This window comes from Streptococcus sp. NSSLK0004, assembly GCF_059039125.1.
The window spans coordinates 1,341,953-1,357,865 of sequence record NZ_CM180142.1; the positions used below are offsets into that span (position 1 = coordinate 1,341,953).

At 42.8% G+C, this 15,913-nt stretch carries 12 protein-coding genes; 1 reads left to right on the forward strand and 11 read right to left on the reverse strand.

The features are described 5' to 3' along the window. Positions 1-73 precede the first annotated feature (73 nt). The 6 genes from AC4CS8_RS06830 to metK form a co-directional block, all read right to left on the reverse strand. A complete protein-coding gene (locus AC4CS8_RS06830; RefSeq protein ID WP_493892521.1) occupies positions 74-652 on the reverse strand; it encodes a YitT family protein in 579 nt (192 codons plus the stop codon). Positions 653-749: 97 nt separating this feature from the next. Further along, positions 750-1,133 carry a PH domain-containing protein gene (locus AC4CS8_RS06835; protein ID WP_493892522.1) on the reverse strand — a complete coding sequence of 128 codons (384 nt, stop codon included), beginning with the start codon at positions 1,131-1,133 and terminating at the stop codon, positions 750-752. A gap of 69 nt (positions 1,134-1,202) precedes the next feature. Beyond that, on the reverse strand, positions 1,203-2,798 hold the full coding sequence (locus AC4CS8_RS06840) for an ATP-binding cassette domain-containing protein (protein WP_493892523.1): 1,596 nt from the start codon (positions 2,796-2,798) through the stop codon (positions 1,203-1,205). A gap of 322 nt (positions 2,799-3,120) precedes the next feature. Continuing rightward, the gene (locus AC4CS8_RS06845; RefSeq protein WP_493892524.1) at positions 3,121-4,665 is read right to left on the reverse strand and encodes a peptide chain release factor 3; all 1,545 of its coding nucleotides are present in this window, start codon (positions 4,663-4,665) and stop codon (positions 3,121-3,123) included. A gap of 175 nt (positions 4,666-4,840) precedes the next feature. After that, positions 4,841-5,536, reverse strand: coding sequence for a YwaF family protein (locus tag AC4CS8_RS06850; protein ID WP_493892525.1), 696 nt, complete (start codon positions 5,534-5,536; stop codon positions 4,841-4,843). A gap of 388 nt (positions 5,537-5,924) precedes the next feature. Next, positions 5,925-7,115: a methionine adenosyltransferase gene (gene metK / locus AC4CS8_RS06855; RefSeq protein WP_493892526.1), complete on the reverse strand. Its 1,191-nt coding sequence runs from the start codon at positions 7,113-7,115 to the stop codon at positions 5,925-5,927. Between the two features lie 327 nt (positions 7,116-7,442). On the opposite strand from metK, the gene AC4CS8_RS06860 reads away from it, so the two are divergent. Beyond that, positions 7,443-8,366, forward strand: a complete 924-nt coding sequence (locus AC4CS8_RS06860; protein ID WP_493892527.1) for a hypothetical protein — start codon at positions 7,443-7,445, stop codon at positions 8,364-8,366. Positions 8,367-8,555: 189 nt separating this feature from the next. Here AC4CS8_RS06860 and AC4CS8_RS06865 read toward each other — a convergent pair whose 3' ends face one another. The 5 genes from AC4CS8_RS06865 to AC4CS8_RS06885 all read right to left on the reverse strand — a co-directional run bounded on the left by AC4CS8_RS06865 (position 8,556) and on the right by AC4CS8_RS06885 (position 15,906). Then, the gene (locus tag AC4CS8_RS06865) at positions 8,556-9,023 is read right to left on the reverse strand and encodes a deoxycytidylate deaminase (protein ID WP_493892528.1); all 468 of its coding nucleotides are present in this window, start codon (positions 9,021-9,023) and stop codon (positions 8,556-8,558) included. Continuing rightward, positions 9,013-9,459: a CoA-binding protein gene (locus AC4CS8_RS06870; RefSeq protein WP_493892529.1), complete on the reverse strand. Its 447-nt coding sequence runs from the start codon at positions 9,457-9,459 to the stop codon at positions 9,013-9,015. Before AC4CS8_RS06870 ends, AC4CS8_RS06865 begins: the two co-directional genes overlap by 11 nt. 11 nt (positions 9,460-9,470) lie before the next feature. After that, positions 9,471-9,737: a hypothetical protein gene (locus AC4CS8_RS06875; protein ID WP_493892530.1), complete on the reverse strand. Its 267-nt coding sequence runs from the start codon at positions 9,735-9,737 to the stop codon at positions 9,471-9,473. A gap of 15 nt (positions 9,738-9,752) precedes the next feature. Beyond that, positions 9,753-12,389: a DNA polymerase I gene (gene polA, locus AC4CS8_RS06880; RefSeq protein ID WP_493892531.1), complete on the reverse strand. Its 2,637-nt coding sequence runs from the start codon at positions 12,387-12,389 to the stop codon at positions 9,753-9,755. Between the two features lie 154 nt (positions 12,390-12,543). Then, positions 12,544-15,906 carry an ABC transporter permease gene (locus AC4CS8_RS06885; protein WP_493892532.1) on the reverse strand — a complete coding sequence of 1,121 codons (3,363 nt, stop codon included), beginning with the start codon at positions 15,904-15,906 and terminating at the stop codon, positions 12,544-12,546. Positions 15,907-15,913 lie beyond the last annotated feature (7 nt).

The following is a 15,913-nucleotide window of genomic DNA, read 5'->3' on the forward strand; positions in this document are numbered from 1 at the left end:
TGGAAAGAAGCCAATTCAAAAAATAAAACCTATACTCACCGTCCAGTACTGACTGATGAATACAGGTTCTATCCTATTTCCATTTAGCTAAAAACCACTCTAAACTTTTACTGATCAGAAAGACCATAACTAAGGTCCAAAGAAATTTGACCCAACCAATTTTGACAGCGAGAGGGGTCACTACAAGAATATCGAATATCAAAATAACCCTAGAAATCTTCCAGTTGAAATACTTGTTGCACAGCAGGGCAATGATGTCACTGCCTGCTGTGGAGCCATTTCCATGAATAACAAGTGCCATGGACAAACCAGTTATTAGTCCCGCTACTATCGCTGAGGGAATCAGAGGTAGCCACTGGGCTTGTAAAAAGCTAGTCAGATACATGGTCCCAGACATGACACCAACCGCCAAAAATGTGTAAAACACAGTTATCTTATTCAGATAACGATAGGCTAATAAAATCAATAATCCATTTAGAATAAAACTTGAAAGCCCTGCTTCAATCCCTGTCGTGCAATACAAGAGTAGCGTCACTCCTGTAATACCACCCTCTCCAAATTCATGCGGGATGATGAGCATATTCAAGACAAGAGCATACAAGATCCCACCCAAAACAATCAGCAAACAATCTTTCAATCTATTGCGTGACATATAAACCTCTACTCTTGTGGTCTATATTTAGTATATCAAAAAAAGTAGAAAGCGGATACACTTTCTACTCCTTATAAAAATATATTTTATGATTAAATTATTTTGCCAAAACTGCAGAGGCCAAGGCTTTTTGAATGGCGATAACACTCTTGTCACTCTTGAATTGCAAGGTTTCTGCTGGTTCTGCCGCAGAAGAAATCCAAATCTTCAGTTCAGCATCCATATCAAAATGACCGGAGGTTTCTACTGTAAATCGTGAAATGGAACGGTAAGGAATAGACTTATACGAAACCTTCTTACCCGACATTCCCTGCTTGTCCACCAAAATCAAGCGGTGCTCTGTGAAAACAATCAAGTCGCGTACCAGACTGAAGGCCATTTCTACTCGTTCGGTGTCTAGCAAAATATCCGACAACTCTTGTTCTACCTTATCATTGTCCTTTTGGGAAGCATTGCCCATTAAACCTGAAAATAAGCCCATTTGATAACTCCTTTTCTAATTTTCTACTATTGTATCGAAAAATTTGCAGGAAACAAAGTAAAAACTAGCCTATAATACAAGCCTCTCATCAAACAAGCCTAGAAATTCTTCATTTTGCGAATGGGTGACGACGATGACTAACTTATCCTCAATCTTGGACAAGGTCTCCGCAACCAAGTCCTCGTTTCTAGCATCTAAGCCCGTCGTTGGCTCATCAAATAACAAGACTTCCGCATCACGATAGAGGGCTCTAGCTATATCAAACCGCCGTTCCTCACCTCCCGATAATTGCTGGGCAGAGGATAGCAGGGTGTCGAAACCATTTTCCTGGCGCTCAAACCAGTCTAGCAGACCAACCCTGCTCAAGCAAACTAGGGCCTTGGCCTGATCCAAAGGGCCAAATAGGCTCAGATTTTCCCCAATACTAGCTGAGAAAATAGCCGTTTTTTGAGGAAGATAATAGATTTTTCCAAAAACCGAGGTCTGTTCTAGGTCCGCAAGATTGGTCTGGTTGACCAAGACCCGTCCCTCATCTGCTTTCTGAACACCCAGTAGCAGACGGAGCAAGGTCGTCTTGCCACTACCACTCTTGCCTAGAATAGCATATTTTCTATTGGCAAGAAAACGATAGGAAAACCTGTCAAACAAACGATGATTGTTCTGCTCATAGGTAATCGTTTCCAAGCTGATGCTATCAATGGTTTCAGTCAGTTCTTCCTGGGCTTCATTTTCCTGGCATTGCCCCTGCAAAATCGCCGTCAAATCCGCCACAACAGTCCGACTGGCCAGGTAATTCGTCACCAGTCCAGACATGGTTTGGATAGGCCCCGCCACCGTTCCCATGAGGGTGGTCATGGCAATCAGGTCTGAAATCTTCAACAGGCCTTGAAAGACAAAAATTCCGCCAATAATCCAAGCACCCGAATAGACCACACTGCTCAAACCATAGGACACGGCGTAGGTCTGGGATTGTTTTTTGGAAAAATGGTTGGCTCGCCTAGCATATTCCTGACTGGATGCTTGGAGTTTCTCTTCAAAAATTGGCGTTATGGTACTGATTCGGATAAAGGTCAGAGAATGAACAAACTCACTAAAGAGCTTGAGGTAGGCATTCTTCTCCGACTGAGTATCTTGAGTGGCATGAGCAAGGATACGATTATTGATCAGGGGTGCTAGGAAAGGAATGAAGCACAAAGCCAGCATAATCAGCGTCATGGTCCCTTGCAAATAAAGGGCACCAATTAGTGAAAAGGTAAAGACAAGAAGACTGGTCAACATGGACAAGAGCGGTGTTAGATAACCATTTTCCAAGACATCCATGTGGTTGACCAAAATGTGAATCTTGTCAGCACTCTTTTTGTCATCATTTCCTGAATCATCGCCAGCTGCGTAGACAGCTACCAGCTGATTGCGAGTCCTTTCCATGACACGATTAACCAACTTGGCCTTGAGATAACGAGGCAGGTAGTCAAAGTAGGTATCGCAAATGAAAAAGCCCACCGCTATGAGTGAACTGGTCACAAATGCCTTTTGGTCACCGGACAGAGCCGCCTCTGAAACCCTAGCATAAACAAAACCTGTCGCTGCCAAAATCAGAGCATAGACAAAAGCTACCAAGACATAGGCCAGCACCTCCGACTTACACTTTCTAAGGTAGTAAAACATGGGATAAGACCTCCAATCCATTTCCATTTATATAACTATAGTATATTATAATAATACTTTTTTTTGCAATGATAACAAAATTAAAAAAAGCCAGGACTTGCCTGACTTATTATAGAGTTAATTGGGTTAGATGAAGATTGAACTAGAGGTTCATCGAAGCAACTTAACGAAGTTTTAACTTGATTTTCAAAGCTGAACAGCTGTAAACTGACTGGCGTCAGTTTCTATTTCCAACTAGAAAAGGTCCACTGGACCTTAGTCATTGGTAAGCCGACTCCCGTCGGCTCTCATCTCCAACTAACAACACTCCCCCGGACTGTTGCTACATCTTCTCTTCCAGCGCCACATCCGGATATTTGTCCGCAAACCAGCGGAGGGCAAAGTCGTTTTCAAAGAGGAAGACGGGTTGGTCAAAGCGGTCTTTAGCCAAGATGTTACGGCTTGAGGACATCCGTTCATCCAGGTCTTCTGGCTTGATCCAACGGACTGTCTTTTTACCCATTGGGGTCATGACCACTTCAGCATTGTACTCACCTTCCATGCGGTGTTTGAAGACTTCAAACTGGAGCTGACCAACAGCCCCCAGCATATACTCGCCAGTCTGGTAGTTCTTGTAGAGCTGGATAGCTCCTTCTTGCACCAGTTGCTCGATTCCCTTGTGGAAGGATTTTTGTTTCATGACGTTTTTAGCAGAAACTTTCATGAAAATTTCAGGCGTAAAGGTCGGTAGCGGTTCGAACTCAAACTTGTTCTTGCCTACGGTCAAGGTATCTCCTACCTGATAGGTTCCTGTATCGTAAACCCCGATAATGTCCCCCGCTACTGCATTTTCCACATTCTCACGAGATTCTGCCATGAACTGCGTCACGTTGGACAACTTGGCTCCCTTGCCTGTACGAGGCAGATTAACCGCCATGCCGCGTTCAAATTCACCTGAAACCACACGGACAAAAGCAATACGGTCGCGGTGACGCGGGTCCATGTTGGCTTGAATTTTGAAGACAAAGCCTGAAAAATCTTTGTCAAGTGGATCAATCACATCGCCAGTTATCGTCTTGTGACCATGTGGCTCTGGAGCAAACTCCAAGAAGGTATCCAGGAAGGTCTGGACACCAAAATTTGTTAGGGCAGAGCCAAAGAAAACAGGTGTCAAATCGCCGTCCAAAATCGCCTGTTCTGAAAATTCATTCCCAGCTTCCGCCAAAAGTTCAATATCATCCAAGACCTGTGCGTAAAAAGGGTTGGAGCCAAAGAGCTTGTCACCCTCGTCCAAACTTGCGAATCGCTCATCACCACGGTAGAGTTCCAAGCGTTGATTGTAAAGGTCATAGAGTCCCTCGAAGGATTTCCCCATACCAATCGGCCAGTTCATCGGGTAGCTAGCAATACCTAAGACTTCTTCCAACTCTTGAAGCAAGTCAAGGGGTTCACGACCATCACGGTCCAACTTGTTGATAAAGGTAAAAACGGGGATGTTACGGTGCTTAACAACTTCAAAAAGCTTTTTGGTCTGAGCCTCGATACCTTTGGCTGAATCCACCACCATGACAGCCGCATCCACCGCCATCAAGGTCCGATAAGTATCTTCTGAGAAGTCCTCGTGCCCTGGTGTATCTAGGATATTGACACGTTTGCCTGCATAGTCAAACTGCATGACAGATGAAGTGACTGAGATACCACGCTGCTTCTCAATATCCATCCAGTCAGACTTGGCAAAATTACCAGTCTTTTTCCCCTTTACTGTCCCCGCCTCACGAATTTCTCCACCAAAATAGAGCAACTGCTCGGTAATGGTTGTTTTACCCGCGTCCGGGTGAGAGATAATCGCAAAGGTGCGGCGTTTCTTAATTTCTTCTTGTAATGACATACTATTTCCTTTTCATTTTCTTTTTTTTGATTCATAGCAGAGCTGAGCTCTTATCTTATTGATTTACATTGGATTTATCCTCATTCTATAACTTTCAATTCAAAAACAAAAGAGCTGTTTCTACAACTCTTAATTATATCGAATTTTCCTGAATTTAGCAAAAGCGGTTTTGGTCTTAAATTGATTTTTTTACCATACCAGCGGGATTGGTCTGTAGATAACGAATTCCAAAATCAATCACCACCATACTAGCCGTCAAACAGATAGATACTACCACGTAACGAATCCAGAGGGATTGGTCTGCAATAAAGGGTGTTGATCGTAAAATCCCATAATTTCCACCCGTGAATTGATTCACTAACAAGAGTAAAGCATTGATAACAAAGGTATAAATAGTGATTTGCTGAATACTCAATCTTTTTTTGTCATAGAAATTGTAAAGGTAAATAAAAGAATTAGCGAAAAGTAAGATATGACTCAAAATAAAATTAAAGGCTGTAATATGTGGAAAGGTATAATGATCCATAACTGGATGGACGAAGGTTAAGATAGATCCAGATAAACCCATAAGTGCAAAATACTGTTTATACTTACTTTGGTCTGGCAAAAGTAACAGGGCCCACATGGCCAGTCGGCAATGGAAAAGGGGCAAGCTAGACTCCCAACTAAAAGCTACAAACAAATGCCAACTGTTAAAAATCACGAGCTGGATAGCTTGAGCATATAGAAAAAAATAACGAAAAACCTTTTTCTGTCCGTTTCGAAGAGTCAATAATACGAAAAGTATTAATCCGATAAAAATTAAAACTTGAGCAACAAGTGGCAAGGTTGGTGCTTGCTCAATTTGTTGATTTGTAAAAAAATTCTTCATTTTGATTTTCCTTTAATTTTATGTAAAGAAAGTTATTCAGTATCAATTCTTCTATTATAGCCGACCATCCCGCTTTTTTCAAATAGAGAAATAGTATAAAATCTCTCCACTGATTGAATTTCCTTAACCTTAATAAGGAAATCAGACTGAGCCAAACAATGCGCTTCAATCACATTACTTACGATCTTATACTCAATGAAAATCAAAAGTAGTATAGAAACGAATCCGACGATAGAACTGGAGTTCATCAAGGAAAGTTGACAACGGAAAATTTTGATTTTCGAAGAGTATTAAAGAAAATATTTATCACTACTATAATCTTTACGACCAAGAATAAACCCGGCAGTGCCATCGGCGCTGTCGGGTTTTCTCACTTCCTACTCTGCATTTAGCCTACGGCTGATTTCAGAGCTTCAACTTTATCTAGTCGTTCCCATGGCAAATCAATATCTGTACGTCCCATGTGACCATAAGCTGCTGTCTGCTTGTAAATCGGACGTTTCAGATCCAACATTTGAATGATACCAGCTGGGCGCAAATCAAAAATCTGGCGAACAGCTGCTTCTAATTTGCTTTCTGCAACTGTACTTGTACCGAAGGTATCAATACGAACAGAAACTGGATGAGCGACACCGATAGCATAGGCCAACTGTACTTCTGCTTTCTTGGCCAAACCGGCTGCCACGATATTTTTGGCAATGTAACGAGCCGCATAAGATGCTGAACGGTCTACTTTAGTCGCATCCTTACCAGAAAATGCACCGCCACCATGTCGTGAATAGCCACCGTAGGTATCAACGATAATCTTACGACCTGTCAAACCAGAGTCCCCTTGAGGCCCACCGATTACAAAACGACCTGTTGGGTTAATAAAATATTGGGTTTGGTCATCAAGGTAATGAGCTGGGATAATTTCTTTAATCACATGCTCGATAACATCCTGACGGATTTGCTCTTGGCTAACTTCTGGATCGTGTTGGGTCGAAATGACTACAGTATCTACACGAACAGGGCGATTTTCCTCATCGTATTCAACTGTTACCTGAGATTTTGCATCCGGACGTAGATAGCTAATTTCCCCTGATTTTCTTAACTCAGCCAATCGACGAACTAATTTATGGCTAAGTGATATAGGAAGGGGCATTAATTCAGGTGTTTCATCAACGGCAAAGCCAAACATGAGACCTTGGTCACCAGCACCAATCAAATCCAATGGATCTTGACTGGCATCTTGGCGAGTTTCCAAAGCTTCATTGACACCTTGAGCGATATCTGGTGACTGCTCTACTAGTGATGGATGAACACCAACTGATTCTGCAGCAAAGCCATACTCTCCCTTAGTATATCCAATTTCCGCTATCGTATCACGTACTACGCGATTAATATCAATATAGGCAGTAGTTGAGATTTCACCGAAAACATGAACACTTCCTGTATAAACAGCCGTCTCTGCGGCTACATGCGCTTCTGGATCTTCTGCTAAAATAGCGTCCAAAATCGCATCTGAAATTTGGTCTGCAATCTTATCCGGATGCCCTTCCGAAACCGACTCAGACGTAAACAACTTACGTTCTGACATAAACATGTCCCCCTTGATAATATAGTGTTACTAGGTTACAAAGAACCGACTGAAAGGAGGGATTTGCGAGAGATACCTATCTCGAGCAAAGAAGTCATTCCATTTGCGGACTATTGAAATAGTGAGCAAATTGGAAAAACTGCATCCATTGTACGCAACCTCATTTTCCAGTCGCCTTTTCGGGACTTAATAACGTTCCTATTGTACCATAATGTCCGTAGCGAACACAAGAAACAGTTGCTGATGGTTTTGACACTGTATTGGGGCAACAAAATTTTTCTATTTTCCTCAAAAAAAATGATACAATATAACTAAGGAGGAACATATATGCGAAAGATATTTTTATACAGCTGTTGTATTCTGTCATTATCATTTATAACTGCTTGTAGCTCCTCAGCTACTTCCACAACTCCTACCACCGAGGAGATTGATGTCACAGAAAATACCGCAGCTTACTCAAAAACATACAGCGGGTACACCGTTACAGGAGAGCCAGCAGCAGATGCCAAAGACCTTGTCGTAGAGGACACTGAGCGGAAAAATGCTTATGATCAGCTACAGAAATACAAGGAAGGGGTAAAAGACAAAGCTATTTTGAATGCACTATCCATCGTGGATGAATTTTACATTTCTAACAATACCCTTCAAGCAACTCGAAAAGCCTATAACGTCTCCTCAGAAAACGATGTTTACAGAAACCTATTTGCAGAGTTTGTAGAAAATATGGGTGTAGATATTGACTACTCCATGAAATACCAAGGAACAACTTATAAACTCTCTGAAGTTGGTCCCAAAGCTTTAAAAGTCAATGTCAATTCGTTACAGGAAAGCGCAGCTTATGAAGTCGTCTATTCCAAGTTTGAAGACCAGAAGGTGTACTTACACCTTCGTGTACCAGGCGTTGATAGTTTCCAATACTACGCTCAAGCAACCTATCACAACAATTACCAAGACTTCTTCCAACCATTAGAAGAAGAGCTAACCATCGCACAATCAGAGGGTGATATGGATAAAAGTTTACTTGTTCGCCTTCTTTATTATCTTGAAGCTGTGGGAGGCGAAGAAGGAAGTGTTAGTCTAAAAGGAATGACTTGGGGAGAGTTACGAGATATCTATTTGGTATTCGATGTTAACAAGGATAATTCTATTTCTCTTTCATATGAAATGCTAGCTGCGATTAGTCAAGTTGATGCTTCTTCCGTTAATGAAAAATGGGAAAAAACATTCCAAGAATGGGAAGAAGATGTGTAAAATAGATATGAAAAGAGGCTGGGCCAAAAGTCCTGTCTCGCTTCTCAGAGTTCGTGTCAACATCTCAGCGCAGTGGTTGATTGGCAGATTTGTTCGTATTTCATACTCCAAATCTGACCTAATCAACTGTGCGGGGGTGAGAAAACGAACTCTTTTTTTGATCGATTGAGTTCTTTCTCACTCCCTTTTTTAGATAAATTCTGCATCAGCTATAGCCTGCTTGACTTCTTCCAATGGAAGATGGATTAATTCACAGTTCTTTTCTTCATAGAGATAGCGCGCATAATCATCCATTCTGTATTCATTAATATAAACAACGCGTTTACAACCGACTTGCAATAATTGCTTGGAGCAATTCAAACATGGAAAATGCGTTACATAGGCTGTAAAACCTTTTGGAATCCCGCGCTCTGCTCCTTGTAAAATAGCATTAACTTCCGCATGTAACGTTCGAGCACAGTGCCCATCAATCATCAAGCAATCTTGATCCAGGCAGTGCTCTGTTCCAGAAACAGAACCATTGTATCCTGTTGCTACCACTTTATTGTCTTTAACGAGCACTGCGCCAACTTTGGCACGTTTACAGGTTGCTCGATTGGCAATTAATAGAGCCTGGGCCCCAAAATATTGATCCCATTCCAGTCTTTTATCTACCATCTTCCCCCTCCTTCATGGTCAAATATTCAATTTTAATGCATTTGTTCATGACAATGTCATTGCGACCTGCTTGGCGGAGAAGCTCCTCTGCTTCTTGATTTTCCAGCCCTAACTGAGCCCAGAAGACCTTAGCATCTGTTTCTAAAAAATCATGTGCTACTTCGGGTAAAAATTCGCTTCGGCGAAAGACATCAACAATATCAATCAATTCCTTGATATCCTGCAAGCGTGCATAAACTTGCTCTCCTAGAATGGTTTGTCCAGCAGCTCTAGGATTGACTGGAATAATTCGGTAACCAGCTTCCTGCATCAGTTTTGATACACGATAGGCTGCTGTTTCTTCCCGACTGGAAAGACCAACAACTGCAATCGTTTTTGCAGTTTTGAGATAGTCAAAAATGACTTCTTGTGATGGATTTTGAAATGAATAGGTCATAAGTTCCTCCATTAAGATAAATCAAATTGAAACACAAACAGAAATAATATAAGAGCAAGTAGGGAAACCAAACGGATGATTTTTTCTTCTTTCTCCGTCAATCGTGTCCGATTGGGCATTTTTGGAAACATCAACATCACTAGAGCATGGCAGGCACAACCAAGATTTGCTATATAATTGATTTTCGTGATCCAAGCTAGGAACATGCCTAATAGGATACAAGCTAACCCAGACCAAACCTGCTCTCTAAAGCTTCTCGTTTTCAACCAACTAATCATGAACAATCTCCAATCTTACTTCGCCTCATACCAGGTCGCTCCTGCATTTTCATCTGCAAGCAATGGCACTACCAGTTGAATAGCACTTTCCATAATGGTCTTAACAAGCTGGCGAACGGTTTCTAATTCAGACCGTGGTACTTCCAAAACGATTTCATCGTGTACTTGGAGCAACATTCTAGCTTCAAGCCCTGCTTCTACAAGTGCCTTGTCCAAGTTAATCATAGCTACCTTCAGAATATCGGCTGCTGATCCTTGAATTGGTGAGTTAATAGCAGTACGTTCCGCAAAATTACGGACATTAAAATTGCGAGAGTTAATGTCTGGTAATTCACGACGGCGTTTGTAAATCGTCTCTACATACCCTTTGTCACGCGCTTCACGAACAATGGTTTCCATGTAATTCTTTATACCAGGGAAGCGCTCAAAATAAGTCTCAATATAGTCCTTGGCTTCCTTACGTGTAATACCCAAGTTATTGGATAGACCGAAATCTGAAATTCCATAGACCACGCCGAAGTTTACAGCTTTCGCATTGCGACGGTCATTAGCGGTCACATCTTCTTCCTTTTCGATACCGAAGACCCGCATGGCTGTTGACGTATGAATATCCGCTCCATTCTGGAAAGCCTCAATCAAATGTTGGTCTTGGGAAATATGAGCCAATACTCGTAACTCAATCTGCGAATAATCCGATGCCAAAAGCACACTATCTTCAAGCGACGGCACAAAGGCCTTACGAATGAGACGACCTTGTTCTAGACGAACAGGAATATTTTGCAGGTTAGGGTCCGTCGAAGACAGGCGACCGGTCTGGGTCAAATCCTGCACATAGCGGGTATGAATCTTGCCATCTTCTAAAATAGCATCTTGTAAACCGATAACGTAGGTCGATTGAAGTTTGGTAATCTGGCGGTATTCCAAGATTTTGGAAACGACAGGAGCAATTGGTGCCAACCGTTCTAAGACATCTACCGCTGTTGAATAACCTGTCTTAGTTTTCTTGGTAAATTCCAATGGCAAGCCCATATCTTCAAAAAGAACAGTTCCCAGCTGTTTGGGCGAGTTGATATTGAATTCCTGACCTGCCAGTTCATAAATTTCTTTGGTTAACTGATCAATTAAGCCTTCGTTTTCCGCCTGCATGGTCACAAGGGCTTCTTTTTCTACCTTAATACCTGCGATTTCCATCTTAGCTAGGACATTTGCTAGTGGCAATTCCATGTCAAACAACAGATTTAACTGCTGGTTCTCTTCTAATTTGGCCAACATTGGCTCTTCTGTCTCAATCAAGACCTGAACCTTACGTGCCAGGTGCGGGAAAAAAACTTCGCGTTCTGGCAAGACTAATTTAGCACCCTTGCCATAAACTGCCTCATCAGGAATAAGACTGGTCTGACCATAGAGGTTGGCAATGGTTGTTAGAGCATTGTCTTCAACGGTAGAAAGCAAGTACTTAGCTAAGCGACTATCGAAAGTAGCTGGAGGTAGTGTGATCTCTTTTCGGTTAAGAAGGACCTTTCCACGCTTGAAGTCGTAGGTTTTAATGGCCTGATTTTCTAGGAAATCACGTAAAATTGGACTATCGAGGAGTTCTGGTCCTCCGACATAGATTTGCTCCTTATCGCCCCATGCTAAACCTACCAAATCTTCTCGGTGATAATTTTCGCCTAAAATTTCAAAATAGAAAAATTGGTCTTGATGAAGCATGGCTGGGGTGACTTCGGTTACGATTTGAAAGTCAAGCACTTCTTCCTCTTGTGAGCTTGTCGTACCTAACTGAGCTCGTAGTTGCTTGAAGCCCATATCATCATAAAATTGACCTAGTTCTTCCAACTTAGGACCTTGGTAAACAATGTCTTCTAAACCAATTTCAATTGGTGCTTGAGTATCAATGGTAGCAAGTGTCCGAGATAGGAAGGCTTTCTCCTTGTCAGCAATCAAGTTTTCCTTCATCTTAGAAGCCTTCATGCCATCGATATTTTCGTAAATGCCTTCCAATGAGCCAAATTCAGTCAAGAGTTTGAGCCCTGTTTTTTCACCAATTTTGGTGACGCCTGGGATGTTGTCGGACTTATCTCCCATCAGAGCCTTGAGGTCAATAAACTGAGTGGGGGTGATGCCCATTTTTTCCATGAGGTAGGCTGGGGTAAATTCTTCGAATTCGGCCACCCCTTTTTTTGAGATTTCGACAACGGTATTTTCATCAGTCAGCTGAATCAAGTCCTTATCACCGCTGACAATGGTCACATCGAAAGGCACTTCTGTCCGCTCTGCTATTTTATCCAAGGTACCGATAATATCGTCTGCCTCGTACTGGGCTAGTTCGTAGTACTTAATCCCCATAGCATCCAACATCTGACGGATAAAAGGAAATTGCTCGCGGAACTCGTCTGGAGTCTTAGCACGACCAGCCTTATAGTCTGCATACATCTCTGTACGGAAGGTCGTCTTGCCCGCATCAAAAGCCACCAAAATATGGGTCGGGTCAATCCGCTTCATCATGTGGTCCAACATAAGGTTAAAGCCATAAATAGCATTGGTATGGAGACCAGTCGGACTCTTAAAACGGTCAATTTGATTATAAAGTGCAAAGAAAGCACGGAAGGCTACCGAAGAGCCATCAATGAGTAATAATTTATTTTTTTTCATGACTCTATTATAGCACGCTTTATCTGTTTTGGTATCTGGGAGTCTTGGAAATAAGCAAAAATCCCAGTCAGTGAACTGCACCCCAAAAGTTAGATTTTTTCTGTCTAACTTTTGGGGTGCAGTTCACAACTAGGATTTTTCGAAAACACTTGACCTATTCTACCGACTTGAGCGCTTCTAACATGTCCACCTTGCGTAAGGTGCAATTGACGTACCAGCCCAGACCTGCCAGAATACCTACGATTGCCACAATCGGAATCAAATAGACTTCTAGTGTTACACTTGGATTAAAGATGATGGTCGTAGAGCCAATCATCTCTAACAAGACACGATGGAGTAAAATCCCTCCAAAAAGACCCAGAATGACACCAATTACCGAAAGGGCAATGGTCTCACGATAAATATACAATGTTACTTCACGATTATGAAAGCCCAGTACCTTAATGGTCGATAACTCCCGAATCCGCTCCGCCACATTGATATTGGTCAAATTATAAAGAATCACCAATCCAAGCAGAATAGACAAGACCACCAGAATAATCATGATGGACTGGAGCGAATCCGCTACCGTCTCCAGCATAGCTACCAAAGATGTATTTTGCACCAGAGCTGCGACGGCTGGTTGGTTCAATAGCTGAGCGGCTAAGTCTTCCACCTGACTGGCAGAGGATTTGGAAGTCTTAACCAAGCTAGCATTGGCTTGATAAGTCTGACCAGTCACCTCCTCATAATAAGCTGCAGTCATATAGATAAAATGACCTGCGTAAAGCTCCGATACTCCTGCTACTCTGACAGTAACCGACTGCTGATTAAGGGTCAAAGTCAAGTCATCCCCTGCTGCGACACCATACAAACTAGCTAATTTTTTAGATAGAATGACGCCTTTGTCTGACAGGCTAAGCAGGGCACCTGTTTCTGCCTGACGGAGCTGGATATAGTCGGACAAGTTGGTTTTATCAGTAACTAATAGACTGATTGTCAACGGTTGGCTGAGTCCTTCTACCTCTTCTGTCAACTGTTCATAAGCTATAGGAAGGTAAGAGGCAACTGCCTTAGAAGTGAGTAAGTCATCAACTGCATTCTTTTCTTCCTCAGTAGCTCCGCTATTGTCCACCACAATCATATCGTAGTGCATGATGTCACCAAACTGGCTATCGACCACACCTGATATAGAGGAGCGAATCCCTAGTCCACCAAAAAGAAGGGCAACAGAGCCAGCAACACCAAAAACAGTCATGAACATCCGTTTCTTGTAACGGAAAATGTTGCGAGCCGTCACCTTGTGGGTGAAGCTGAGACGATTCCAGATAAATGGCAAGCGTTCCAATAGAATAGTGGAGCCTTGAACAGGAGGCTTCGGAAGCAAGAGACTAGCAGGCTTTTCTTTTAGTTCCTTACGAGCCACTAGATAGGCCGGCAAAACTGCTGAAAGAAGTGCAAAAGTCAACGCGAGGAAAATCCAGAAGGGATACACCTGCTGTTGGATATCTCCAATAACCATACTTTGGGTAATAATAATACTAATCATTGGGGAAAGGATGAAATTCCCAGCCAGAATTCCCACTAAGGTACCGACTAAAGCTGCAATCAAACCGTATAAAACGAACTTGAACATAATTTGCCAATTTGTATATCCTAGAGCTTTAAACAAGCCTGACTGAGTTCGTTCTTCATCCACAAAGCGAGTCACTGTTGTGAAGGTTACAAGGGCTGCTACTAGGTATAAAACAATAGGAAAGACATTACCTACTGCTGCAATACTTCCTGTTGCATTCTTATAAGTCGTATAGCCATCTCCACCAGATAGGCTCGACCGGGTATAGGTCTGGTAATTCGGCTCTGATAGATTGTCTAGATCCGTCTGGGCTTGCTCTAAGTCAGCCTGAGCTTGAGCGATATCCTCTTCCGCTGCAGATTTTTGTTCGTTAAAATCTGCTTGGGCTTGGTTTAGTTGGTTCTCTGCCTGACTAAGCTGGGTGGTCTGTTGAGCTAATTCCTTCTTGGCTTGTTCTAGCTGGGAAAGACCTGACTGGTAGCTTGCTAGACCAGTTTGGTATTGATTTTCTCCCGACTGATACTGGATTAAGCCTGCTTGATACTGCTCCACCCCCGACTGATAAAGTGAATAGCTTGTTTCATAGGTGGTTAAACCGATTTGATATTCATTTGCTTTTTCCTGATAGAGTTGATAGCCTGCTTGGTACTCAGCTTGAGCTTGATTGTAGGCAGCTAGTGCCTGATCTAATCTAGCTTTTTCTGTATCAAGTGCTTCCTGAGCTGTGAGGAGGGCTGGATGGTCTGATAAGGTCTGACCTGGTTGAAGGGCGGCTGCAATCTGTTGGTCTAAAGCCTGCTGGGCTTGGTACCAGCTAGCATGTCCTTCTGAAATGGTGGCTGCCACTTGATCTAATTGGCTCTGCGTTTGTTCTAGCTGTGACTTGGTGGAGCTTAAGGTTTGAGCAGCCTGTTCCAATTTTGTTTTACTGGTCGCTAATTCTTGACCAGTAGCATCCAGTTTTGCTTTTGTTGCATCCAGTTCTGCCTTTGCTTGTGCGAGGCTAGCTTTTGTCTGGTCCAAGGTCGCTTTAGCAGTTGCTAGCTCTGCTTCTTTTTCTACTAATTGGGCTTGAGCAGTCGCCAGCTGTTCTTGACCTGCTTGAAGATTTGCTCTGCTATTTCCCAACTCTGCTTCCCCTGTTGCCAAGTCGGTCTGGGCAGTGGCAAGCTCTTCTTGACCTGTCTCTATTTCTTCCTGACCTTGTGCTTGAATACTGGCTAAGCGTTCTTTTCCATTATCAGCAAGAAGCTGATTTAGTTCTCTCTGGTAAACAGCTACTTTTTCTTCATATCTTTCGTCATAGTAGGGAATCCCTTCCAAATCCTTATAAGATAGGCGGGCAATCATATAAACCTCTGAATCAAACACGGTCGGCTCTACTAGCGCATAGCCTGCCAGTTGTCCGTTGCCACTTGAAGCCATGCCCATGGTAACATTGTCCCAGATTTCTGCTGAAGTGACTATGCCGACAAGGGTAAAGCTGGTCTTTGTCAGAACTGTCCCATTCTTGTCAGGCTCGGTTAGGCTAATGGTATCTCCCAGCTTATAGTCCTTGACTAAGGACGGTGAGAGGGCGATTTCATCATCTGACTGCGGTAGGCGTCCTGACTGGACTTGATAGAGGGACATGGCTGTCGGTTTCGAAAAGACTCGAATGGCTTGCTGGTCGGTTTCTAGGGTAACATCTTTAAAATCCCCCATCTCCAGTTGGGCGCCCTCAATAGTTTCTAGCTCTGCTATGTCCGCCTCGTCTAAGCCCATATCAGACATAACCGCCAAATCCATGGTTTGAGCTTTTTCAATATAGGTCTGGGCAGTTTTTTCCATGTTTGGTGAAGTGACCTTTAATCCAATTAGGGCCAAAGCCCCAAGCATCATCAAGCTACATATGGATAAAAAGCGCCCTTTGGAAGAAAGAAGCGCTTGCCCTATATCCTTCCAATAGATTTTTTGTTTCATGGGCTCC